The sequence below is a fragment of the Halomonas halodenitrificans DSM 735 genome, assembly GCF_000620045.1.
GTDB classification, from domain to species: domain Bacteria; phylum Pseudomonadota; class Gammaproteobacteria; order Pseudomonadales; family Halomonadaceae; genus Halomonas; species Halomonas halodenitrificans.
Genome location: NZ_JHVH01000013.1, coordinates 21475 through 43356, shown reverse-complemented (window position 1 = coordinate 43356; position 21882 = coordinate 21475). Strand labels below are relative to the sequence as shown.

General features: G+C 65.5%; 23 protein-coding genes. 14 read left to right on the top strand and 9 right to left on the bottom strand.

Features of this window, described 5'->3' with window-relative positions; genetic code table 11:
* The first annotated feature begins 166 nt into the window (after positions 1-166).
* Genes Q358_RS0107215 through lapB form a run of 3 tightly spaced genes read left to right on the top strand, consistent with a single transcriptional unit; the run spans position 167 to position 2024 of the window.
* Positions 167-463: an integration host factor subunit beta gene (locus tag Q358_RS0107215; RefSeq protein ID WP_027961436.1), complete on the top strand. Its 297-nt coding sequence runs from the start codon at positions 167-169 to the stop codon at positions 461-463.
* Between the two features lie 54 nt (positions 464-517).
* Complete coding sequence (locus Q358_RS0107210; RefSeq protein ID WP_027961435.1) at positions 518-841, top strand: LapA family protein; 324 nt, start codon at positions 518-520, stop codon at positions 839-841.
* Position 842: 1 nt separating this feature from the next.
* On the top strand, positions 843-2024 hold the full coding sequence (gene lapB / locus Q358_RS0107205; protein ID WP_027961434.1) for a lipopolysaccharide assembly protein LapB: 1182 nt from the start codon (positions 843-845) through the stop codon (positions 2022-2024).
* A gap of 9 nt (positions 2025-2033) precedes the next feature.
* Here the strand turns inward: lapB and pyrF are convergent, their stop codons facing one another.
* A complete protein-coding gene (pyrF, locus tag Q358_RS0107200; protein ID WP_027961433.1) occupies positions 2034-2729 on the bottom strand; it encodes an orotidine-5'-phosphate decarboxylase in 696 nt (231 codons plus the stop codon).
* 243 nt (positions 2730-2972) lie between these two features.
* On the opposite strand from pyrF, the gene Q358_RS0107195 reads away from it, so the two are divergent.
* Entirely contained in the window at positions 2973-3254 is a 282-nt protein-coding gene (locus Q358_RS0107195; protein ID WP_027961432.1) for a ComEA family DNA-binding protein, read from the top strand.
* Positions 3255-3441: 187 nt separating this feature from the next.
* On the opposite strand, the gene Q358_RS0107190 is transcribed toward Q358_RS0107195, so the two are convergent.
* Positions 3442-4203: an SDR family oxidoreductase gene (locus Q358_RS0107190; RefSeq protein WP_027961431.1), complete on the bottom strand. Its 762-nt coding sequence runs from the start codon at positions 4201-4203 to the stop codon at positions 3442-3444.
* Between the two features lie 159 nt (positions 4204-4362).
* Between Q358_RS0107190 and Q358_RS0107185 the strand changes: the two genes are divergently transcribed.
* The 4 genes from Q358_RS0107185 to Q358_RS0107170 all read left to right on the top strand — a co-directional run bounded on the left by Q358_RS0107185 (position 4363) and on the right by Q358_RS0107170 (position 8101).
* Positions 4363-4926: an FxsA family protein gene (locus Q358_RS0107185; protein WP_027961430.1), complete on the top strand. Its 564-nt coding sequence runs from the start codon at positions 4363-4365 to the stop codon at positions 4924-4926.
* A gap of 206 nt (positions 4927-5132) precedes the next feature.
* Entirely contained in the window at positions 5133-5426 is a 294-nt protein-coding gene (locus tag Q358_RS0107180; protein WP_027961429.1) for a co-chaperone GroES, read from the top strand.
* 63 nt (positions 5427-5489) lie between these two features.
* The gene (gene groL / locus Q358_RS0107175) at positions 5490-7133 is read left to right on the top strand and encodes a chaperonin GroEL (RefSeq protein ID WP_027961428.1); all 1644 of its coding nucleotides are present in this window, start codon (positions 5490-5492) and stop codon (positions 7131-7133) included.
* A 233-nt stretch (positions 7134-7366) separates the two neighbouring features.
* Positions 7367-8101, top strand: coding sequence for an RNA methyltransferase (locus Q358_RS0107170; protein ID WP_027961427.1), 735 nt, complete (start codon positions 7367-7369; stop codon positions 8099-8101).
* A 75-nt stretch (positions 8102-8176) separates the two neighbouring features.
* Here the strand turns inward: Q358_RS0107170 and Q358_RS0107165 are convergent, their stop codons facing one another.
* The 7 genes from Q358_RS0107165 to dctP all read right to left on the bottom strand — a co-directional run bounded on the left by Q358_RS0107165 (position 8177) and on the right by dctP (position 15835).
* The gene (locus Q358_RS0107165; RefSeq protein WP_027961426.1) at positions 8177-9526 is read right to left on the bottom strand and encodes a Na+/H+ antiporter family protein; all 1350 of its coding nucleotides are present in this window, start codon (positions 9524-9526) and stop codon (positions 8177-8179) included.
* 111 nt (positions 9527-9637) lie between these two features.
* Positions 9638-10651: an Lnb N-terminal periplasmic domain-containing protein gene (locus Q358_RS0107160; protein WP_027961425.1), complete on the bottom strand. Its 1014-nt coding sequence runs from the start codon at positions 10649-10651 to the stop codon at positions 9638-9640.
* Between the two features lie 59 nt (positions 10652-10710).
* On the bottom strand, positions 10711-11679 hold the full coding sequence (locus Q358_RS0107155) for a branched-chain amino acid transaminase (protein ID WP_027961424.1): 969 nt from the start codon (positions 11677-11679) through the stop codon (positions 10711-10713).
* A gap of 25 nt (positions 11680-11704) precedes the next feature.
* Positions 11705-12832, bottom strand: coding sequence for a class II histone deacetylase (locus Q358_RS0107150; RefSeq protein WP_027961423.1), 1128 nt, complete (start codon positions 12830-12832; stop codon positions 11705-11707).
* A 46-nt stretch (positions 12833-12878) separates the two neighbouring features.
* The gene (locus Q358_RS0107145) at positions 12879-14156 is read right to left on the bottom strand and encodes a TRAP transporter large permease (RefSeq protein ID WP_027961422.1); all 1278 of its coding nucleotides are present in this window, start codon (positions 14154-14156) and stop codon (positions 12879-12881) included.
* Positions 14153-14704 (bottom strand): TRAP transporter small permease, encoded by a 552-nt coding sequence (locus tag Q358_RS0107140; RefSeq protein WP_027961421.1) that lies wholly within the window; start codon positions 14702-14704, stop codon positions 14153-14155. The genes Q358_RS0107145 and Q358_RS0107140 overlap by 4 nt, the downstream gene beginning before the upstream one ends.
* A 63-nt stretch (positions 14705-14767) precedes the next feature.
* A complete protein-coding gene (gene dctP, locus Q358_RS0107135; protein WP_027961420.1) occupies positions 14768-15835 on the bottom strand; it encodes a TRAP transporter substrate-binding protein DctP in 1068 nt (355 codons plus the stop codon).
* 242 nt (positions 15836-16077) lie between these two features.
* On the opposite strand from dctP, the gene Q358_RS0107130 reads away from it, so the two are divergent.
* The 6 genes from Q358_RS0107130 to Q358_RS0107105 are packed head-to-tail and all read left to right on the top strand — an operon-like array spanning position 16078 to position 21841.
* Positions 16078-18873 carry a monovalent cation/H+ antiporter subunit A gene (locus tag Q358_RS0107130; protein ID WP_027961419.1) on the top strand — a complete coding sequence of 932 codons (2796 nt, stop codon included), beginning with the start codon at positions 16078-16080 and terminating at the stop codon, positions 18871-18873.
* Entirely contained in the window at positions 18873-19211 is a 339-nt protein-coding gene (locus Q358_RS0107125; RefSeq protein ID WP_027961418.1) for a Na+/H+ antiporter subunit C, read from the top strand. The genes Q358_RS0107130 and Q358_RS0107125 overlap by 1 nt, the downstream gene beginning before the upstream one ends.
* Positions 19208-20731 carry a monovalent cation/H+ antiporter subunit D gene (locus Q358_RS0107120; RefSeq protein ID WP_027961417.1) on the top strand — a complete coding sequence of 508 codons (1524 nt, stop codon included), beginning with the start codon at positions 19208-19210 and terminating at the stop codon, positions 20729-20731. Before Q358_RS0107125 ends, Q358_RS0107120 begins: the two co-directional genes overlap by 4 nt.
* Positions 20728-21234, top strand: a complete 507-nt coding sequence (locus Q358_RS0107115; RefSeq protein WP_027961416.1) for a Na+/H+ antiporter subunit E — start codon at positions 20728-20730, stop codon at positions 21232-21234. The genes Q358_RS0107120 and Q358_RS0107115 overlap by 4 nt, the downstream gene beginning before the upstream one ends.
* Positions 21231-21500: a K+/H+ antiporter subunit F gene (locus Q358_RS0107110; RefSeq protein WP_027961415.1), complete on the top strand. Its 270-nt coding sequence runs from the start codon at positions 21231-21233 to the stop codon at positions 21498-21500. The genes Q358_RS0107115 and Q358_RS0107110 overlap by 4 nt, the downstream gene beginning before the upstream one ends.
* Positions 21497-21841 (top strand): Na+/H+ antiporter subunit G, encoded by a 345-nt coding sequence (locus tag Q358_RS0107105; RefSeq protein WP_245598289.1) that lies wholly within the window; start codon positions 21497-21499, stop codon positions 21839-21841. The genes Q358_RS0107110 and Q358_RS0107105 overlap by 4 nt, the downstream gene beginning before the upstream one ends.
* Positions 21842-21882: the final 41 nt, after the last annotated feature.

Genomic DNA, 21882 nt, shown 5'->3' with positions numbered 1-21882 from the left:
CTTGCCTTGGGGGTGTCGCGACAGTATACCCGAGGCCGGACATCGACACAGCCGACACCGATCAGGAATCGCGGTTTCTTCCCGAGGTCGTAGTGCGTTGTTTTGTCTCGCTTTGCCGAGTATGCTTGGAAGAAAACAACAGCACTGCCGCCAATGGAGACCCCAGATGACCAAGTCCGAGCTGATCGACCAGATCGCCATGCGACAGCCCGAGCTGTCGCTCAAGGAAGTGGAATCGGCGGTTCGACTGATTCTCGATGACATCACCGAGACCCTGGCCGCCGGAGGCCGTGTCGAGATACGTGGCTTCGGCAGCTTCTCGTTGCATTATCGCGAACCCCGCACCGGCCGTAATCCCAAGACCGGCGAACCGGTCGCGCTGGACGGCAAGTTCGTGCCACACTTCAAGCCCGGCAAGGAACTACGCGAGCAGGTAGACGATAGCCGCGTGCAGGGCTACTGAACTCGACTCTCCACCTTTCCGGCCCAACTCTTACTTCTACAGGGGACACTACGCATGCGTTGGCTCAAAGGCCTGATCCTGGCCATCATCCTGCTGGCGGTTCTACTGGTCGGCATCCTGTTCGCGGTCAACAACCGTGAAGCCCTGCCGCTCGACCTGATCTGGATCGAGCTGCCCTCCGCCTCGCTGTCGGTATGGCTGCTGGCATCCCTCGCGATTGGCGTACTGCTGGGCATGCTGGCGATGAGTGGCGTTTACCTGCGCCTGCGCACCCTGCTGACACGCGCCCAGCGCCATAATCAGCAGCAGCGCAAGGAACTCGACAAGCTACGCGTCCAGGAGCTGAAGGACACCCGGGAGTTGAAGGAAATCGCCTGATATGCCCGACGCCCTGCTGCTGACCACGCTGTTGGCAGCCGTCGCCATTGGCTGGTTGCTGGGCCGACGCGAACGCGGCAAGCCAGACGATCCCGCGCCTCCCCAGGGACTGCCGCGGGATTATTTCGTGGGCCTCAACTATCTGCTCAATGATCAGCAGGACCGCGCCATCGAGACCTTCGTGGACGCCCTGGAGGTCAACAGCGAGACCATCGATACCCATATCACCCTGGGTAACCTGTTTCGCAGCCGAGGCGAAGCCGATCGGGCCATGAAGATCCACCAGAACCTTCTGGCCCGCCCCAGCCTCACACCCCAGCAGAGCGAGCGCGTGCAGCTGGAGCTGGCGCGGGACTTTCTTTCCCTGGGGGTGCTGGATCGCGCCGAACGCCTGCTCAAGGGGCTGCTGCGCGACTCACAGGATACCGAGCGCCGGCGTTCGACCCGTCGACTGCTGGCCGACCTCTTCGAGCGCGGAGGCGAATGGTCCGAGGCCTTCGCCGTGGTCACGCCCCAGCTGATCCGTGACAATCGAGAACTTCAGCGTGCCGCGTCCCACTGGCTCTGCCAGCTGGCCGAGGAGGAATACGCCAATGCCAGCCCGGCCCTGGCGCGGCGTCACCTGAAGCAGGCCCTCGGCGTCGACCCCCGGTGCGTGAGGGCCAACCTGCTGCTGGCCACCCTGGAGCACGATACCGGGCACTATCGTCAGGAGATCGCCTTGCTGTCGCGGATTCCCGACCAGGATCCGACCTACACCTCGATCCTGCTGGAGCCTCTGGCCAACGCCTATCGATTGCTCGACGATACGGACGGCCTGATCCAGCACCTCCACAGCCTGGTCGAGCGAACCCCCTACACCAGCGTGATCATCCTGATGGCCGACACCATTCGGCACCAACAGGGGGTCGAGGCCGCCATCGACCTGGTCAGCGAGCAGCTCAATCGTGAAACGAGCCTGGGCGCACTCGACTATCTCATCGGCCTCTACCGCCAGCACGGCCACGGCACCGCACTGGACCAGCTTTCCCTTCTCCAGCAGCACACCGCCACCTTGCTGGGCAAACTGCCCCGCCATCGCTGTCGACGCTGCGGCTTCACCGGTGATCGGCTGCACTGGCAATGCCCCCGCTGCCGAAGCTGGGGCAGCACCCGGCCGATCACCGGCATCGAAGGCGAATAGCGCAGGGAGTCAGGTCAATTCAGCCTCGATGGCGGCAAGAGCCGCCATGGGTTCCTCGGCCTGAGTGATCGGGCGCCCCACGACCAGATGGGTACTGCCCGCGGCCATGGCGTCCCCGGGCGTCATTACGCGCCGCTGGTCTCCAGCCTGGGCGAAGGCGGGGCGAATTCCCGGCGTCACCTTGAGAAAATCGGCGCCGCACAGCTCATGCAGGCGTGCCGATTCCCGGGCCGAGCAGACCACGCCATGCATGCCACTATCGTGGGCCAGCACCGCCAGGCGCTCGACCTGAGACGCGGGGGACGCTGCCACGCCGGTTTCGGCCAGGTCGTCGGCCATCATGCTCGTCAGCACGGTTACCGCGATCAGTCGAGTGGACAGGCCTTGACGATCCAGGCGTTCACGGGCCGTCTCCATCATGCGGCGCCCGCCGGCCGCATGCACGTTAACCATCCACACACCCTGCTCTGCCGCGGCTTCAACGGCGCCGGCCACGGTGTTGGGAATGTCGTGAAACTTGAGGTCGAGAAACACCTCGAAACCGCGCCCATGCAGCGCTTCCACCACATCGGGACCGCTGCGGGTAAACAGTTCCTTGCCCACCTTGAGGCGACAGCGCGCCGGATCGAGGCTATCGGCCATGCATAGGGCCGCATCCAGGGAAGGATAATCGAGGGCAATAATCAGTGGGGAATCGGTAGACACGAACCGGGCTCCTGGCAAGAGGTCATCGTCGTCAGAGTATACCAGCCATACCGAACATGAACCGTGCGAGTTGGCCGGGCCGACTCCGACGACGTCTCCCGGCCCTGGAGGTCACGACGTCAGGCTTAATAACGTCTTGTCCTACGCGCGAGTGAGCAAAAGACCCCAGGGAATCTCTTACCATCGAGACTAGCTTTAAACAGGCACCCGCGAAGGATGCGACTCCAACAAGGGGGAAATGCCATGAAGATCCGGTTTAACACCCTGTTCAGGGCCTGCCTCGTCGCACTGATGTTGGGCGTCATGTCGCCCGGCGCCGTGGCGCAGGAGGTCGAGCCCATCAACGTCAATACAGCCAGCGCCGACCTGCTGACCGAACTACCGGGTATCGGGCCGAGCAAGGCGGCGGCCATCGTCGAAGACCGTGAGGCCAATGGCCCTTACGAGAGCGCCCAGGACCTGACCCGGGTCAGTGGCATCGGTGACGGCACGGTAAGCAACCTGGAAGACCAGGTGAGCTTCTGATACCAGGGTAGCTTCTGGTCCAGGCTAGCAGGCAACCACCGGGCGACCAGCGGACGGCCGCCATCTAGCCCCTTCTCACCGACTCTCGCCCTCATCCCTCGCCCTCGCCCTCGCCCTCGCCCTCGCCCTCGCCCTCGCCCTCGCTCCTCGCCCTCGCTCCTCCTGACGTCGTGGCCGCCGGTACGCCTTACAGGCGCAGGCCACCGTCACATTCGATCACGCGGCCGGTAAAGTAGTCATTCTCGAAGATGAACAACGCGCTCCGGGCGATATTGTCCGGCTCACCCAGGCGCTTTAGCGGGACTCCGGCGGTCAGCTTGTCGAGCATGTCCTGACGCATCGAGGCGGTCATTTCGGTCTCGATGAAGCCGGGTGCCACCGCCCCCACGCGAATGCCATTACGGGCCAGTTCCTGGGCCCAGGTGGTGGTCAAGGCCACCACGCCCGCCTTGCATGCCGCATAGTTGCTCTGCCCCATGTTGCCGGCCCGCGAGATACTGGAGATATTGACGATGACCCCGCCATTGCCCGCCTCGACCATCTGGGTCGCCGCCTCGCGACCGCACAGGAAGACCCCGGTGAGATTGACGTCGACGACCGATTGCCACTGTTCCAGCGACATGGTCTTCTCGACCCTGCCGTCTCTGGCCTTGACCAGCAGGGCGTCCCTGAGGATGCCGGCATTGTTGATCAGGCCGCTTACCGGCCCCATGGACGCCGCGATATCGGCAAAGGCCTGCTTGACGGAGGCCTCGTCGGCCACATTGGTCACGAAGGCACGCGCCTCGATGCCGGCTCGATGAAGCCCCGAGACCGCTTCGTCCAGGCTGGCGGCATCGGTGTCGAGCAGTGCCAGGCGTGCACCGCGGCTGCCCAGCATCGATGCCATGGCGAGGCCGAGGCCGCGAGCGCCACCGGTAATGGCGATAACGGAATTTTCCAGGTGCATCCGGTTTCCTCTCGGGGTGGTTGATCAAAAGCACTCTATCAGACCCGCTACAGCGCATCAGGTTCGCCGCCCGGGGCCAACCGGCCGACACCCGCGGACAACGCTTGATTTTCCTGCTCTCGCCCCCATCTTCTCGACAATGTCACCACGGGAGGCCACATGCCTTTTCTCCTGATCTTCACGCTTTTCGCCCTGCTCGACTTCGTGGTCCTGTTTTCAGTAGGCAGCGAGGTCGGCCTGCTGACTACCGTCCTGCTGGTACTGGCCACCGGCTTCATTGGCCTGCACCTGGTACGCCGCGAGGGTTCCGCCACCTTCGCCCGGGCCCGCGAGCGCCTGGGACGCGGCGAGGTGCCCTCCGGGGAACTATTGACCGGCGCCGCCCTGATCTTCGGTGGCGCCCTGCTGATGGCACCGGGCTTCGTCTCCGACGCCCTGGGTTTCATGTGCCTGATTCCCGATGCTCGCCGCCTGATGGGCAAGCTGCTCGCCCGGCTGGGCATGCGGGTACAAGGGGTGCATGTCCATGGCGAGAACGTGCATGGCGAGAGCCACAGAGCCTCGACCGGCCAGGCATCGGGTCGCCCTGGCAGCGGGCCACGGGATGACTGGTCCCAGGCCGATGAGGGCCGCCAGCGTCGCGGTGCCGACAAGGCGTCGCCACATACAGACGACAACGTCATCGAGGGCGACTTCATCTCGCGTGACGATCGCCGCGGCTGAGTTTGGCCGAGTCGGCAAAAAAAATGCTCGGCGGCCCTTGAAAGGCCATTGGCGAGCCCCACTTATCTGGTCAGCAACAGGTTTCGGCGCGATATCGCGCCATTGACACGGAAGGCGCCTGACGCCTCCCCTCGCTGCTTCGGTGGCGAGGTCACGATGCAAACCGCCGGATCACCGGCATACAAACCATCAGGAGAACGTGAGCAATGAACATCCGTCCCTTGCACGATCGCGTCATCATTCGTCGCGTCGAAGAAGAGCAGAAAACGGCCGGCGGCATCGTGCTCCCGGGCAGTGCCCAGGAAAAACCGACACGTGGCGAAGTGCTCGCCGCCGGTAACGGCCGGATCCTCGACAACGGCGATGTCCGCGCACTCGACGTCAAGGTTGGCGACACCGTGATCTTCAAGGATGGCTTCGGCGTCGAGAAGCAGAAAGTCGACGGCGAGGAAGTCCTGATCATGAGCGAGTCCGACATCCTGGCCGTGGTCGAAGGCTAAGGCACGACCGCGACACCTCTCGATACTGACTGACGTTCACGAACTCACAGGAAGCATACGAAAATGGCAGCGAAACAAGTCAAGTTCTCCAGCGATGCCCGCACCCGCATGGCCAAGGGTGTCGATACCCTGGCCAACGCCGTCAAGGCCACGCTGGGCCCGAAGGGCCGCAACGTGGTCCTCGAGAAGTCCTTCGGCGCTCCGACCGTCACCAAGGACGGCGTCTCCGTCGCCAAGGAAATCGAGCTCAAGGACAAGTTCGAGAACATGGGCGCCCAGATGGTCAAGGAGGTCGCTTCCAAGACCTCCGACGTCGCCGGTGACGGCACCACCACCGCCACCGTGCTGGCCCAGTCCATCGTGACCGAAGGCCTGAAGGGCGTTATCGCCGGCATGAACCCGATGGACCTCAAGCGCGGCATCGACCAGGCCGTCACCGCCGCCGTCAAGGAAATCGGCGAGCTGGCCGTGCCCTGCACCGATACCAACGCCATCGCCCAGGTCGGCACCATCTCCGCCAACGGCGACAAGCGCATCGGTGAGATCATCGCCGAGGCCATGGAGAAGGTCGGCAAGGAAGGCGTCATCACCGTCGATGAAGGCCGTGGCTTCGAGGACGAGCTGGATGTCGTGGAAGGCATGCAGTTCGACCGCGGCTACCTGTCGCCCTACTTCGTTACCAATCAGGACACCATGGCGGTCGAGCTGGAAGACCCCTTCATCCTGATGGTGGACAAGAAGATCTCCAACATCCGCGAGCTGCTGCCGACCCTCGAGGCCGTGGCCAAGGCCGGCAAGCCGCTGGTGATCATCGCCGAAGATATCGAAGGCGAGGCGCTGGCCACCCTGGTGGTCAACACCATGCGCGGCATCGTCAAGGTCGCCGCCGCCAAGGCGCCGGGCTTCGGTGATCGTCGCAAGGCCATGCTGCAGGACATCGCCATCCTCACCGGTGGCACCGTGATCTCCGAGGAAGTGGGTCTGGACCTCGAGCAGGCTACCCTGGACCACCTGGGCACCGCCAAGCGCGTGACCATGTCCAAGGAAAACACCACCATCATCGATGGCGCAGGCTCGGATGGTGACATCGAGGCTCGCGTCAACCAGATCCGCACCCAGATCGAGGATACCTCCTCCGATTACGATCGCGAGAAGCTCCAGGAGCGCGTTGCCAAGCTGGCCGGCGGTGTCGCCGTCATCCGCGTCGGTGCCGCCACCGAAGTGGAGATGAAGGAGAAGAAGGCTCGCGTCGAGGACGCCCTGCACTCCACTCGCGCCGCCGTCGAGGAAGGCGTGGTACCCGGGGGCGGTACCGCCCTGGTGCGCGTGCTGGCCAAGGTCGCCGGTCTCAAGGGCGACAACGAGGACCAGACCCACGGTATCGCCATCGCCGTGCGCGCCATGGAGGCTCCGCTGCGCCAGATCGTCACCAACGCCGGTCAGGAGGCTTCCGTCATCCTGAACCGCGTCAAGGACGGTGAAGGCAACTTCGGCTACAACGCCCAGACCGGCGAGTTCGGCGACCTGTTCGACATGGGCGTGCTGGACCCGGCCAAGGTCAGCCGCTCTGCCCTGCAGTCCGCGGGCTCCGTGGCCGGCCTGATGATCACCACCGAGTGCATGATCGCCGACGATCCGGACGAGCAGGACGCTGCTCCGGACATGGGCGGCATGGGTGGTATGGGCGGCATGGGCGGCATGATGTAAGCCAGCCCCGCCCTGCTCCAGGCACTGCCCTTCCGGGCAAGCCCTGAGACAGACCCCGTCGGTGAAAGCCGGCGGGGTCTTTTTCGCTGTAAGCCGTAAGCTATAAGCTGTAAGACCCCCACGGGTTCGCGTCATTCGCCCGGGCCGTGGTCTACCAAGACTGGTGACTGCCAGGGCTTACAGCTTTCCGTCCAATGCGTAAACTACCCGCTCCTCTCGCATCGAGCCGATTTATGCTGTCCAATATTCGTATCGTCCTCGTCCAGACCTTTCACCCCGGCAATATCGGCGCCGCCGTGCGGGCCATGAAGACCATGGGCCTGAGCGATCTCGTCCTGGTCAATCCGCGCCAGTTTCCGGATCCCGAGGCCACGCGCCTGGCCGCCGGGGCCGAGGATCTGGTGGAAGGCGCTCGCGTCGTCGACTCGCTGGCGGCGGCCGTCGGCGACTGCGTGCAGGTGGTGGGGGCCAGCGCACGACTCCGGAGCCTGCCACTGCCCCACTTCGATGAACCCGATGCCATGGCCCGCGAGCTGGTGGAGCATGCCGCCCATGACCCGGTGGCGCTGGTATTCGGCCGCGAACGCTTCGGGCTCACCAACGACGAGATCGCCCTGTGCAGCCACCAGGTCAGCATTCCCGCCAATCCCGACTACGGCATCCTCAACCTCTCCCAGGCCGTGCAGGTACTCGCCTACGAGGTCTTCTCGGCGTGGCGCCGGCGGCCGGATAACGGCTATTGTCCGACACGCCCTGCCCAGGAGCGCCAGCCGAGTCGCGAGCAGCTCGCGCATTTCCACGACCACCTGAGCCAGGTCATGCAGCGCAGCGGCTTTATCACCCAGCCCCATGCTCGCACCGAGGCGCACCTGCATACGCTGTTCGCCCGGGCCCAGCCGTCGCGGCGCGAACTCTCGCTGCTCCGCGGCCTGCTGGCCTCGTTCGAGTCGCATCTATCCCAGGACTAATCGCCATGAAGCACAACGGCGGCCCGTGGGCCGCCGCTGCATGACGCTGAATATCTTGATGATCGGAACGATAGCCTAGAGGACCATGGCCCCCAGCCAGCCAAAGCCGATCAGCGGGATATTGTAGTGGAGAAAGGTCGGCACCACGCTGTCCCAGATATGGTCGTGCTGACGGTCGACGTTGAGGCCGGAGGTGGGCCCCAGGGTGGAGTCGGAGGCCGGTGAACCGGCATCGCCCAGCGCCGCCGCCGTGCCGACCAGCACCACCGTGGCCAGGGGCGAGAAGCCAAACTGCACCGCCAGGGGCACGAAGATGGCGGCGATGATCGGGATGGTGGAGAACGACGAGCCGATCCCCAGGGTAATGAACAGCCCGACCAGCAGCATCAGCAGCGCGGCCAGCCCGCGATTGTCGCCGATCACCTCGACACTGGAATGCACCAGGGTCTCGATGTGCCCGGTCGCATTCATGACCGAGGCGAACCCCGATGCCGAGATCATGATGAAACCGATCAACGCCATCATGCGCATGCCGCTGGTGAAGAGGTCATCGGCCTCGCGCCACTTGAAGATCCCGCCCACCGACAGCAACGCGAAGCCTACCAGGCCGCCGAGGATCATGGAGCCGGTCCACAGCTGGATGCCCAGGGCGGCCATGATGGCCAGGACCGACATCGCCAGGCCCAGGGTATGCGGCTCGTGGGTCTCGGGCTCATGGTGCGGCACATTGGTCGTCGCCACTTCCGCATTGTCATAGTCCCGCGGGCGACGATAGCTGATAAACACCGCGACCAGCAGGCCCAGCGCCATGCCGCCCACCGGCACTCCCATGGCCAGGGGCAACATGCCGCGAGTGACCTCCAGCCCCAGCGCCTCCCCGGCCTGGTTGATATTGGCCAGCAGAATATCGTTGAGGAAGATTGCCCCGAACCCCACCGGAAGCAGCATATAGGGGGCGGTAAGGCCGAAGGTCAGCGTACAGGCCACCGCGCGACGATCGAGGCGCAGCTGGTTCATGACCTTGAGCAGCGGCGGAATCAGGATCGGAATAAAGGCGATATGTACCGGAATCAGGTTCTGCGAAGAGATGGCCACCAGCAGGACCGACCCGAGCATCAGGTACTTGACCACCGCCTGTTGGTTGGCCGTGGCCTCCTGACCGAGCAGTGAGATGAGCCGCCTGGCCAGCAGGTCGGGCAGGCCCGAGCGAGAGATCGCGACCGCAAAGGCGCCCAGGGTGGCATAGGCCAGGGCCACCTTGGCCCCGCCACCGACCCCGTCGTTGAAGGCGCCGAGGGTCTGCTCGACGGAGAGCCCGCCGACCAGGCCGCCCACCAGTGCCCCGACCACCAGCGCGAAGACGACCGAGACGCGTGCCAGCGACAGTCCGACCATCACCAGCACCGCAATGATTACCGCGTTCATGGCTGATTTTCCCGAAGAAGGAGTTGAATTGAGACGAAACGGCGCAGAATTCTACCAGAAGACGACCAGGGCTGCCCCTGTGAAACACCCTCGATCGGGGCTATCGCCTCTTCAGTTCCCGGTCCACCCCGGCACGCCAACGCGGATCCGTCGCGAGAAGTCGGGATCGTCATGGGCCGCCAGGGCACGCCCGGTGATATCACCGCGGCGCCTCAATTCGCTCAGCGAGACGCCGGGTACCAGCCCCCCGCGGTCATGGACATAACCGGGCAGAAACCCGGTCAGCAGCAGTCGATGGTCCAGCGGCAACCCCTCCACGATCCGGCGCATCAGGGCATACACCAGGGTCGTGCAGTTGGCGGTGATGGTGTGGTAGAAGCGCGGGGTGCGCTCCAGTTCGTTGGCCTGTTCCACCAGGGCCAGCAACAGCTCGCGACGCTCGCGCTCGCCGAGCAGCACCCGGTACAGGGTGACCGACTCCCGTCGCACATTGCTGCGCAGGAGAACCGCATCACGCTCATCGGCGGCGACGATTGCCAGTTCATACTGCTTGAAGAAGCCACCGATCTCCGAGAAGGGCTCATGATGCCTGCGACGCACCTCCACCGAGAAGGCCACGAAGTCACCGACGCCGCCCTGACCATCCTCGAAGCCGAAAGACAGCAGCACATGGGCGATGCCCGGCCGCCCCCAGGTCGACACGAACAGATCGAGGGACGCCAGTCGCTGGAGGTCATATTCACGCCGCCCCCAGGCCACCGACGCTTCGTCTCGGTTGCGCCAGTCGAAGCCGCGCACATGATCGAGCGTTAGCCGTTGGCCATGCAGGCTACCCGTGGCCAGGAAGCGTACGTCGTCCGCCCAGTCGCCGTCGCTTGCCGGCGCCAGCCGCCGCCACCAGCACAGCAGCGGCAGCTGGCTTGCCGCCATCCCCAGCAGCGGGCCCAGGCGCGCTCCCTGCTGCCATTGCCATCCCAGCCACAGCCCACCGAGCAGCAACCATCCTAGCGCGGCGAGGCGCCGCCGGGTGAGGCCCGCCGGAAAGCGATACAGCAACGCCAGGGCGCCCCATAGCGAACAGGCCACCAGCACCAGGCCCAGGGTGATATCGATCAACAGCGACATGCGAGCTCCCTTCGACGTGTCGCCAGGCTACCACGCCCTGCCCTTTCCGGCTGACCGCTTCATACAGGCGTCAGCCACTCGCCGAAGGCCTCCGTGGCGGGCCCCGGCTGGCCACGGGTCACATCATGGTAGAGACGCTGGAGACGTGCGGTCAGCGAGTCCTGGGCGATCGGCCTGTCCACGGCCGGTGCCCCGGCCCGGGCGCCGATATGGCGACCATCCAGTTCGCGCAACGGCAGGATCTCGGCCGCGGTGCCGGTCACGAAGGCCTCGTCGGCGATATACAGCTCGTCCCGGGTAATGCGGCGCTCCTGCACCTCGATGCCCAGCACCTCCCGGGTCAGGCGGATCACGCTATCGCGGGTGATGCCCTGGAGGCAGGAGGTCACCTCCGGGGTATGCAGGACGCCGTCGCGCAACAGGAAGACGTTGGCGGCCGACGCCTCGGCAACATGGCCCTCGGGATCCAGCATGATGGTCTCGTCGAAGCCCGCCTTCACGGCGGCGTTGAGCGCCAACATTGAGTTCACGTAATGGCCATTGGTCTTGGCTCGACACATGCTGATATTCACATGATGGCGCGCCCACGAGGAGGTCAGCGCACGCAGCCCGACCGAGGCCGCCTCGGGGGAGATATAATCCCCCAGGTCCCAGGCGGGAATCATGATATGGGTGGTGAGCCCCCTGGCCCGCAACCCCAGGCCCTCGGCGCCGAGATAGACCGTCGGCTTGAGGTAGGCATTGGCCAGGTCGTTGCGCACCAGGCACTGACGCTGGGCCTGGATCAGGGTGTCGTCACTGTAAGATAACGGTATATCCAGGATATGGGCGCTATCCAGCAGCCGTCGCGTATGCTCGGCCACCCGAAACAGCTGGGTTCCCCTGGGTCCCGCATAGGCACGCACGCCCTCGAAGCAGCCCATGCCATAGTGCAGGCTATGGGTCAGCAGATGGGTGCGGGCATCGCGCCAGGCCAGCCATTCGCCGTCATGCCATAGCCAGCCATCGCGTTGGTAGAGAGGCGTCATGGCTTCCACTCCTTAGCAGTCGCGTTCAAGGGCGGGCGTGTGTCGACCAGGCGGCGCGCCAGCCGTCGATCAGCTCGCGCTGATGAGGTTGCAACGCCTGATAGGCCCAGGCGGCGATCTCCTCGGCCTGGGGGTCGTGCACGCTGATATTGCTATCGGTCAGTGCCTGGATGACCGCATGGCCGCAGAACGGCACATACCCCTCGGAATAGCCGCCCTCGTGGATCATCACCAGCCGCCCATGGCAGCAGCGCCCGGCCAGCTCGCGAAGCCGGCGGGTCATGCTGGCGAAGGCCGTGCTGTTGAGCAACATCTTGCCGAGCGGGTCCTTGGCGCCGGCATCATAGCCACAGGCCACCACGATCATCTCGGGCGCGAAGGCCTCGATCGCCGGCAACACCAGCTCGCTCATGGCATGGGCGTAGGCCCCGAGGCCGCAGCCTGGCGGCAGCGGCAGATTGAGACAGGCGCCCCGCCCGGCGCCCTCGCCCTGCTCCTCGAAGGTGCCGGTATCCAGCGGGTAGTTGCCCGCCTGATGAATCGAGATCGTGAAGACGTCGGGGTCGTCATAGAACGCCGCCTGCTGACCGTTGCCGTGATGCACGTCCCAGTCGAGAATCGCCACCCGCCCGACCTGGCCCAGGGCACGCGCACGCGTCACCGCCACCGGGATATTGCCCAGCAGGCAGAAGCCCCGGCCGCGATCGGCCTCGGCATGGTGCCCGGGAGGCCGACACAGCGCATAGACCTGTTCGAGCTCGCCGGTGGCCACCGCTTCGACCGCCGCCACGGCGAGCCCCGCCGACTGACGCGCGGCGGCCAGGCTACCCGGCGTATAGGGGGCACAGTCGCCGGCGTCGCCGCCACGACCGGCATCGCCGTCCTCCAGCGCTTCGAGATAGCGCCGCGTATGGAAACGCTCCAGGTCCTCGCGCCTGGCCGGGCTGGGCTTGCGCACCGCCAGTTCATCGATCAGCCCCGAGACCTCGAGCAGGTTCTTCAGGCGTCGCTTGCTCTCCGGGCTTTCCGAGGCCGGCTGCGGCTGCAGGTATTCATCATGGCCCGAGAAGACACCGATGGCGCCCGGGTCGTGCCAGAAGCAGCGCTCATGCCAGAAGAAGCCGGTAGTCGGTGCGCTATCCTGCGTCTCCATCGGGTTATCTCCTCCTTGTGTTTCAACGCATCACGATGCTCGCGGCCTACCCCAGCAGCGACGGTATCCAGGTGGACAGGGAAGGAAAGATGACCAACAGCAGGATCACCGCGATAAAGGCCACATAAAACGGCAGCGAGGCGATGATGGCCCGCTCGAAGGGCACATCGGCGATGCGTGCCGCCGTCATCAGCGTCATCCCCACCGGCGGGGTGACGTTGGAGATATTGAGCACCACGATCATCAGGATGGCAAAATGCAGCGGGTCCACGCCGAGCTGGACCATCGCCGGCACCAGCACCGGCGCCACCACCACCAGCGCCGGCAGCACATCCATGACGGTGCCGATCAGGATCAGCAAGGCACACACCAGCAGCAGTTGCAGGAAGGTCGAATCGCTGAAGCTGGTGATCAGGCCCGCCGCATCCCGGGCGATACCCGAGCGGGTAACGAACCAGCCGAGCACCGCCGAGGTCGCCAGCAGGAAGAACACCACCCCCGAGAAGCGCACCGTCACCACCAATGCGTGCCACACCTTCTTCCAGTTGAGATTGCGATAGAACACCACGCCGATGATCAGGGCATAGATGGCGGCGAAGCCCGAGGCCTCGGTGATGGTGGTCAGCCCCGAGAGGATGCCCCCCAGGATGATCAGCGGCACGATCATCGCCGGCAGCGCCAGGAAGAACGCCATGATCGCCACCTTGAAAGGCGTCGGGGCCTGCTTGGGGTAGCCGCGCTTCCAGGCCAGGAAGAAACTGACGGCAAGCAGCGCCAGGGCCATCAGCAGCCCGGGGACGATGCCGCCGGCGAACAGATCGATCACCGAGATATCGCGCAGCAGCGTCGCATAAACCACCATCACCACGCTGGGTGGAATGATCGGCCCGATGATCGACGAGCAGGCCGTGATGGCCGCCGCATACTCGGCGTCATAGCCCTGCTTCTTCATCTCCGGGATCATGATCTTGCCGATGGCCACGGTATCGGTGATCGCCGCCCCGGTCAGGCCCGCGAAGAACACCGACACCGAGATATTGACGTGGGAGAGCGCCCCCCGCACCCGACCGAAGAGCGCGTTGTTGAAGCTGATCAGCTTCTGGGTCAAGCCGCCCTGGTTCATGAGCTCGGCGGTGAAGATAAAGTACGGCACCGCGATCAACAGAAACCCCGATACCCCGGAAAACATGCGATTGGCGATGATGCCGAGCATGCGCTCGCCGCCCATGGCGAAGCCCCCCGCGAGCCCCGAGAGGGCCATGACCACCGCCACGGGCGTACCCAGCAGCAGCAGGACGAGGAAAACCAGAATGGCAGGCGTCATGGGCGCTCCTCCGCATGATGGGTGTCGGCCTCGATCAGCTCGTTGATGGTGCTGTCGTCATCGATGAAGTGTTCCAGCAGGTCGAATCCCTGGACCAGGTGCAGCAGGATGATGGCCCCGCTCACCGGCACGACGATGGCGGTAAACTTGGCGTGCACCTGGAGCTGGTCGGACACCATGTAGACCTGGTTGGCGCCCAGGAAATAGTCCCAGCCGTACCACAGCAGCAGCGCCCCGAAGACACCCACCACCGTCAGGCTGAGGGCGGCCGCCAGCGTCAGCAGCCACCGCGGCAGGCTGCGCACCAGCAGCGTCATGGCCACATGCTCGCCGTAGCGCAGCGAGATGGTCATGGAGAGAAAACCGATCCAGGGCAGAAACAGCCGCGCCAGGGAGTAGGTCCAGCTCAGGCTGCTGCCGGTGACCAGCTTGTAGATGAAGGCCGTGAAGGAAATGCCGAGCATCACCAGCACACAGGCCACGCAGGTCACGATCGACGCCTGGTTGACCCAGTCGCTCAGGCGGCGCAGAGGCTGAAGAAAACGCATCGGCGAACCTCACAGGTATCTCGGGCCGGCCGGAGCGCCCGGCCGGACCAGGTAGGGAGAGCGTTATTCGCCGTAGTGGGCCATATCCGACTCCTTGACCTCCTTCCCGACGCGCTCGACTTCCGCGAGGAAGGCATCGACCTTCTCGGCGTCGATGCCGAAGTCGTTGACGATCCACTCCTTCCATGCCGGGCGCGCGATGTCGGCCATGCGCGCACGCTCCTCGGCGGGCATGATGTAGCACTCCTTGAACGTCTCGCAGGATTCCTGCCAGCTCGCCGTGGCCAGTGCCCCGGACATGCCGTGACCGATCTCGATCGCCTCGCGTGCCGAGGTCACGATGGCCTCCTGCTGCTGCTCGGTCAGGGCCTGGTACCAGTCCTCGCTGATCAGCCAGGCGGCGCTGTTGTAGACGTGGCCGGTCAGGGTGGTGTAATCGGTGACCTCGTGGAAGTTGAAGGTGGTGTTGAGCACCGGGGCGTTGAACTGGCCATCGGCCAGACCGGTCTCCAGCGCCGTGATCACCTCGCCCCAGGGCAGCGGCGTGGCCGAGGCACCCAGCGCCTTCATGATGGCCACGTGGCCGGGGTTCTCCTCGGTGCGGATATTGAGCCCCTCGAGGTCCTCGACGGTCTTGATCGGCCGCTCGTTGTTGGTGAAGGCCACGAAGCCGCCGCCGTCGTCGAAGGTGCCCAGGTAGCGCATGCCGGTCTCTTCGACGGTGCCGGACATCATCTCGGCGAACCAGTCGCCGTCGAGGAAGGCCCAGGCCTGGCGCCAGTCGTTGAACACGAAGGGCGCGGTCATCAGCTGATAATCGTCATAGAAGGACGACATGGCGCCGGTGGTGATGATGGTCGACTGCAGCGTCAGCCCGTCCTGCACCTCCTGGGCGGTCTCCACCTCGGAGCCCAGCTGGCTGTTGCCGAAGATCGAGACCGTCACCTCGCCATCGGTGCGCGTCTCGACGAGGTCCTTGAAGCGCACCAGCGCCGGATAGATCGAGTTGTTGCTCATGTTCTCGGGGAGGATGGTGGCGATGGCCATCTCCTCGGCCTGGGCATGGGTGGCTGCCATGGCCAGCGGAAGCGCCGCCAGGGCAGTCACGAGGGGGAGCATCTTGTTGTGCATGGGCTTGCCTCTCGGTCTTGTCATTATCGGATGGGGCAACGGCAGCGCCTGAGACGCTTGCCTGCTCACTATCCTAGAACGCCCATCTCGATACTGCTCGCCCGGGGAGACTTCACCTTTCAACGCCCCGGGGCGTGATACCGACCCCGCCGCCGCGACAGCGTTGAAGTCGCCGCCTGCCCACTGCTCGGCGCCCTCTATAGTGTGACTAAGGTCCATCGTCGGACAGGGAGGCGTCGCCTATGCCGCTTGTGCTGATCATCCTGCTGCCGCTCACGGGCGCCTGCCTGCCCGCCCTGCTGCAGGGGCGATCCTCACGCCTGCTGGCCTCGGTCTCCGCCCTGCCCACCCTCTTCTGCCTGTTGCTGCTGCTTAGCTGGCTCCCCCATGTGATGCGGGGCGGTGACGCCGTGGTCCAGACGCTCGCCTGGCTGCCGTCCCTGGGTCTGGCCGTGGGCTTTCGCCTCGACGGCCTGGGGCTGCTGTTCGCCCTGCTGATCACCGGCATCGGCGGCTTGATCCTGCTCTACGCGCGCTACTACTTCGCCGGCAGCACCACCTCGGCACGCTTCTTCACCCTGATCCAGCTGTTCATGGCGGCCATGCTGGGCATCGTGCTTAGCGAGAACCTGTTGTTCATGCTGGTGTTCTGGGAGCTGACCAGCCTCGTCTCCTTCCTGCTGATCGGCTACCACACCCACGACCACGCGGCCCGGCTCGGCGCCCGCATGTCCCTGGTGATTACCGGTGGCGGCGGCCTGGCACTGCTCGCGGGCATCGTGATGCTGGGGCAGGCCGCCGGCGGCTATGAGCTTTCCGTGGTGCTCGAGGCCGGCGAGCGCATTCGCGGCAATGAACGCTACGGCCTGATGCTCAACCTGATTCTGCTCGGCGCCTTCACCAAGTCGGCCCAGTTCCCCTTCCACCTCTGGCTGCCCCATGCCATGACCGCTCCGACCCCGGTATCCGCCTATCTGCACAGCGCCACCATGGTCAAGGCGGGGCTCTTCCTCCTCGCCCGGCTGCACCCGGCACTGGCCGACACCGCGCTCTGGTTCCACCTGGTCACCCTGACCGGCATGCTGACGCTGATGGTGGGCGCCTTCGTGGCCATGTTCATGCACGACATGAAGGGGCTTCTGGCCTATTCCACGGTCTCTCACCTGGGGTTGATCATGCTGCTGCTGGGGCTGGGCACCCCCATGGCGCTGGCCGCGGCCCTCTTCCACCTGGTGTGTCATGCGCTTTTCAAGGCGCCGCTGTTCATGATGGCGGGCTACGTGGAGCACGCCACCGGCACCCGCGACATGCGCAACATCAACGGCATGTGGCGCTTCATGCCGGCGCTGATGGTGCTGTCGAGCATCTCGGCCGCCGCCATGGCGGGCCTGCCGCTCATGAGTGGCTACATCAGCAAGAAGATGCTGTTCAATGAAAGCCTGCTGCTCGCAACGCCGGACTGGGCGGCGGTGATCATTCCCGCCTGGGTGGCCCTGGCCGCGCTCTTCTCGGTGGCCTACTCGATCCGGATCTTCCATAACGTCTTCTTCAATGGCCGACCCATCGACCTGCCTGTCTGGCCGCCCCGCGCCCCGCGCCGGCTGGCCCTGGCCCCCATCGCGCTGCTGTCGCTGGCCACGCTGCTGCTGGGGCTCGCCCCCGAGCGGGCCTATACGGCGCTGGTCCAGCCCGCCTTCGCCGCCGCCCGTCAGGCGGCCGTCGCCCCCTACGACTTCGCCGCGCTGGGCACCGGCGTCACCCTGCTGATGAGCCTGTTCGCCCTGGCCGGGGGCGCACTCTTCTATCACCTGCGAACCCCGCTGTTTCGTCTGCATGCCCGCCTGCCGGCGGTGGATGCCAAGGAGATATTCGACTGGCTCATGCGCCGCGCGACGACTCTGGCTCAACAGCGGGTCTTCCAGCTGGAGAATGGTTCACTCCAACGCTACCTGGCCTTCATCATGGCCACCCTGGTGGTGCTGGTCGGCCTGCAGCTGCACGATGTGCCCCGCTGGGACGGCGGCGTGGCGCTCACCCCGCTCGACCCGCTGACCCTGCTGGCCGCCATCCTGCTTTGCCTGGCGGCGATCGGCGTGGTGGTCTATCACCATCATCGCCTTCCGGCGCTGCTGCTGCTCGGCGTCACCGGCCTGGTCGTCACCGTGACCTTCGCCCGCTTCTCGGCACCGGACCTGGCCCTCACCCAACTGATGGTGGAGGTCATGGCGGTGGTGATCATGATGCTGGCCCTCTCCTTTCTCCCCCAGACCTCACCGCGCGGCTCGACCCGACTGCGCATGGGCCGCGATCTGACCATCGCCGGCCTGGTGGGCCTCGGCGTCGCCGCCTTCAGCTTCGCCATCCTCACCCGCCCCCAACAGACGATCTCCGACTTCTTCATGGCCAATAGCATGCCGGGCGGCGGCGGCAGCAACGTGGTCAATGTCATCCTGGTGGACTTCCGCGGCTTCGATACCCTGGGCGAGATCACCGTGCTGGGCATCGCCGCCGTGGCGGTATTCGCCTTTACCCGTGACCTGCACCTCAAGGAGCGGGTGGTCGAAACCAACCCCGCCCACTGGGTGGCCGAACCGCATCCGATCATGCTCGGCAGCGTGGCCCGACTGGTGCTGCCCATCGCCCTGCTGGTCTCGGCCTATATCTTCCTGCGTGGCCACAACCAGCCCGGCGGCGGCTTTATCGCCGGGCTGATCACCGCGGTGGCGCTGACCCTGCAGTACATGGCCGGCGGGCTGGTCTGGGCCCAGGCCCGCATGCGGACCGCCTTCCGGCCGCTGATCGGTGCCGGAATACTGATCGCCGCCGTCACCGGCCTGGGCAGCTGGCTGTTCGGCTTTCCCTTCCTCACCTCGGCCCATGGCCACCTGCATCTGCCGCTGATCGGCGACATCGCGTTGGCCACCGCCATGCTCTTCGACCTGGGCGTCTACGCCAACGTGGTCGGCGCCACGCTGCTGATACTGGCCAACCTCGGCAAGCTGATGACGGTGACCGGCCCCGGCAAGGAGATCGGCTGATGGAACTCCTCTACGCCATCACCCTGGGCATACTCACCACCTGCGGGGTCTACCTGCTGCTGCGCGCCCGCACGTTCACGGTCATCCTGGGGCTGACGCTGTTCTCCCATGCCGTCAATCTCTACCTGTTCGCCTCGGGACGCCTGGTGACAGGCGCACCGGCCATCGTCGGCCTCGCCGAGCACTCCGCCGACCCGCTGCCCCAGGCCCTGGTGCTTACCGCCATCGTCATCGGCTTCGCCATGACCGCCTTCGTGGTCGTGTTGGCCCTCAAGGCCGCCGTGGAACTGCGTAACGACCACGTCGACGGCGAGAACCCCGACGAGGACCGCACATGAACCACGTTCTGATCCTCCCCATCTTGCTGCCGCTGCTCACCGGCGCGGGCCAGCTGCTGTTCTACCGGGCGCCCTTCGCCCTGCAGCGGCTGCTGGGATTTGCCAGCACCGCCTGGCTGGTGCTGCTGGGAATCTGGGCCGTCACGGCGGCCGGCGCCGGCGACTATCTGATCTATCAGGCCGGTGACTGGCCGGCACCGTTCGGCATCGTGCTGGTCCTCGACCGCCTCGCCGCCATCATGCTGAGCCTCACCGCGGTGCTGGGGCTCTGCTGCCTGCTCTACGCCAGCGGCGGCACCGACCGGCGCGGCGCCCACTTCCACGCCCTCTTCCAGTTCCAGCTGGCGGGCCTCAACGGCGCCTTCCTCACCGGCGACCTGTTCAATCTCTTCGTGTTCTTCGAGATCCTGCTGATCGCCTCCTACGCCCTGCTGTTGCACGGCGGCGGCCGCGCCCGCAGCCGCGCGGGCCTGCACTATGTGATCATCAATCTCGCGGGCTCGGCGCTGTTTCTCATCGCCCTGGGCACCCTCTACGGCCTCGCCGGCACCCTCAACATGGCCGACCTGGCGCTGCGTATCGCCGCGGCGCCGGCCGAAGACGCACCGCTGCTGGCCGCCGCCAGCCTGATCCTGCTGGTGGTGTTCGGCATCAAGGCCGCGATCCTGCCGCTGCTGTTCTGGCTGCCACGAGCCTACTCGGCGGCCAGCGCGCCGGTGGCCGCGCTCTTCGCCATCATGACCAAGGTCGGGATCTACGCCATCCTGCGAGTCTTCCTGCTGGTCTTCGCGCTGGGCGAGACGCCGGTCAACGCGGTCGCCTGGAACTGGCTATGGCCACTGGCCCTGCTGACCCTGGCGCTGGGCGGCATCGGGGTGCTGGGCTCCGACAGCCTGCGCACCCTCACCGCCTACCTGGTGATCCTCTCAGTGGGCACGCTGCTCGCGACCATCAGCCTGATCACTCCCGCCGCCCTGGGTGCCGCCCTCTTCTACCTGATCCACAGTACCCTGATGGCCGCCATCTTCTTCCTGCTCGCCGACCTGCTGGGCCGCCAACGCGAGGAAGGCTATGACCGCTTCTCCGCGGTGGGCCCCATCGGCCACCGCGGGGTGCTCGGCAGCCTGTTCTTTATCGCCGGGATCGCCATGGCGGGGCTACCGCCGTTCAGCGGCTTCGTCAGCAAGGTATGGATCCTCCAGGCCAGCGCCACCGAGCCAGGCGGGCTGTGGCTATGGGGAATCCTGCTGGCGTCGACCCTGCTGGTGATCATCGCCATCAGCCGCACCGGCAGTAGCTGGTTCTGGCGACCGGGCGCGGCCACCACCCCCTACCCCCTCAGCCGCGGCCTGCTGACACTGGTCTGCAGCATGGTCGGCCTGAACGCCTTGCTGGCCATGCTCGGCGACCCGGTGATGGACTACCTTGCGCTCACCGCCGAACAACTGCTCGCGCCGCACGGCTATATTGCCGCTGTGCTGCCCGAGGCACTGGCGTCCGGCCAGGAGGTCATTCCATGACACCATCGTGGCGCTCCCGGCAGTTCTGGCTGCCCCACCCGCTGTTTTCGCTGTTCCTGGCACTGCTCTGGCTGCTGATGGTAAACGACTTCAGTATGGCCCACGCCCTGCTGGGACTGACCCTGGGCGTAACCATCCCGCTGGTGACCCACGGTTTCTGGGCCGAACAGGCCAGGATCCGGCGGCCATTACCGCTGCTGCGCTATGTGCTGGTGCTGCTGCTGGATATCCTGCGTTCCAACCTGGTGGTGGCGCTGCGCATCCTGCGCCCCGCCCGGCAGCTCGAACCCGGCTTCTTCACCTATCCGCTGGCCCTGGATGACGACTTCGCCATCACCATCCTGGCCAGCACCATCTCGCTGACCCCCGGCACCGTCTCGATCCACCATGACGCCGAGGCCAACACCCTGCTGGTGCACGCCCTGCACCTGGAAAACGAGGCCGAGACCATCGACGAGATACACCGCCGCTACGAGCGCCCGCTGCAGGAGATCTTCCAATGATTGCCCTGGTAATTCCCATCGCGATGACGCTGTTCGCCATCGCCGCGCTGCTCAATCTCTACCGCCTGGCCGCGGGCCCAGATATCGTCGACCGCATCCTGGCGCTGGACACCCTGATGATCAACAGCATCGCCCTGATCGTGCTGGCCGACATCCGCACGGGGCTCGACGTGCTGTTCGAACTGGCCCTGCTGATCGCACTGATGGGCTTCGTCGGCACCGTGGCCATGAGCAAGTACCTGCTACGGGGGGACGTCATCGAATGAACAGCCTCGATATGCCCTGGCTCATGCAGCTGGTCATCGCCTTCTTCCTGCTGGGCGGCGCGGTGGTGGCGCTGATCGGTTCCTGGGGACTGGCCAAGCTGCCCGACTTCTACACCCGCCTGCACGGCCCCACCAAGGCCAGCACCCTGGGCGTGGGCTGTACGCTGATCGGCTCGCTGCTCTTCTTCAGCCACCAGCAGGATGGCGTCTCGGTTCAGGAGGCCCTGGTGACCATCTTCCTGTTCGCCACCGCCCCGGTCAGCGCCCATATGATGGGCAAGGCCGCCCTGCGCCGGCGCCTCCGGGGCGTGGCACGCACCCGCCACATGCCCGAGGAGTAGGCCACCGGCGGGCCACCTTATCGCCAAACCCTGATAGGGTG

What these genes read in the sequence shown, in the direction of transcription:
- Q358_RS0107215 (WP_027961436.1), top strand. Translation starts at nt 167, where the DNA reads ATGACCAAGTCCGAGCTGATCGACCAGATCGCCATGCGACAGCCCGAG.
- Q358_RS0107210 (WP_027961435.1), top strand. Translation starts at nt 518, where the DNA reads ATGCGTTGGCTCAAAGGCCTGATCCTGGCCATCATCCTGCTGGCGGTT.
- lapB (WP_027961434.1), top strand. Translation starts at nt 843, where the DNA reads ATGCCCGACGCCCTGCTGCTGACCACGCTGTTGGCAGCCGTCGCCATT.
- Q358_RS0107195 (WP_027961432.1), top strand. Translation starts at nt 2,973, where the DNA reads ATGAAGATCCGGTTTAACACCCTGTTCAGGGCCTGCCTCGTCGCACTG.
- Q358_RS0107190 (WP_027961431.1), bottom strand. Translation starts at nt 4,203, where the DNA reads ATGCACCTGGAAAATTCCGTTATCGCCATTACCGGTGGCGCTCGCGGC.
- Q358_RS0107185 (WP_027961430.1), top strand. Translation starts at nt 4,363, where the DNA reads ATGCCTTTTCTCCTGATCTTCACGCTTTTCGCCCTGCTCGACTTCGTG.
- Q358_RS0107180 (WP_027961429.1), top strand. Translation starts at nt 5,133, where the DNA reads ATGAACATCCGTCCCTTGCACGATCGCGTCATCATTCGTCGCGTCGAA.
- groL (WP_027961428.1), top strand. Translation starts at nt 5,490, where the DNA reads ATGGCAGCGAAACAAGTCAAGTTCTCCAGCGATGCCCGCACCCGCATG.
- Q358_RS0107170 (WP_027961427.1), top strand. Translation starts at nt 7,367, where the DNA reads ATGCTGTCCAATATTCGTATCGTCCTCGTCCAGACCTTTCACCCCGGC.
- Q358_RS0107165 (WP_027961426.1), bottom strand. Translation starts at nt 9,526, where the DNA reads ATGAACGCGGTAATCATTGCGGTGCTGGTGATGGTCGGACTGTCGCTG.
- Q358_RS0107160 (WP_027961425.1), bottom strand. Translation starts at nt 10,651, where the DNA reads ATGTCGCTGTTGATCGATATCACCCTGGGCCTGGTGCTGGTGGCCTGT.
- Q358_RS0107155 (WP_027961424.1), bottom strand. Translation starts at nt 11,679, where the DNA reads ATGACGCCTCTCTACCAACGCGATGGCTGGCTATGGCATGACGGCGAA.
- Q358_RS0107150 (WP_027961423.1), bottom strand. Translation starts at nt 12,832, where the DNA reads ATGGAGACGCAGGATAGCGCACCGACTACCGGCTTCTTCTGGCATGAG.
- Q358_RS0107145 (WP_027961422.1), bottom strand. Translation starts at nt 14,156, where the DNA reads ATGACGCCTGCCATTCTGGTTTTCCTCGTCCTGCTGCTGCTGGGTACG.
- Q358_RS0107140 (WP_027961421.1), bottom strand. Translation starts at nt 14,704, where the DNA reads ATGCGTTTTCTTCAGCCTCTGCGCCGCCTGAGCGACTGGGTCAACCAG.
- dctP (WP_027961420.1), bottom strand. Translation starts at nt 15,835, where the DNA reads ATGCACAACAAGATGCTCCCCCTCGTGACTGCCCTGGCGGCGCTTCCG.
- Q358_RS0107130 (WP_027961419.1), top strand. Translation starts at nt 16,078, where the DNA reads ATGCCGCTTGTGCTGATCATCCTGCTGCCGCTCACGGGCGCCTGCCTG.
- Q358_RS0107125 (WP_027961418.1), top strand. Translation starts at nt 18,873, where the DNA reads ATGGAACTCCTCTACGCCATCACCCTGGGCATACTCACCACCTGCGGG.
- Q358_RS0107120 (WP_027961417.1), top strand. Translation starts at nt 19,208, where the DNA reads ATGAACCACGTTCTGATCCTCCCCATCTTGCTGCCGCTGCTCACCGGC.
- Q358_RS0107115 (WP_027961416.1), top strand. Translation starts at nt 20,728, where the DNA reads ATGACACCATCGTGGCGCTCCCGGCAGTTCTGGCTGCCCCACCCGCTG.
- Q358_RS0107110 (WP_027961415.1), top strand. Translation starts at nt 21,231, where the DNA reads ATGATTGCCCTGGTAATTCCCATCGCGATGACGCTGTTCGCCATCGCC.
- Q358_RS0107105 (WP_245598289.1), top strand. Translation starts at nt 21,497, where the DNA reads ATGAACAGCCTCGATATGCCCTGGCTCATGCAGCTGGTCATCGCCTTC.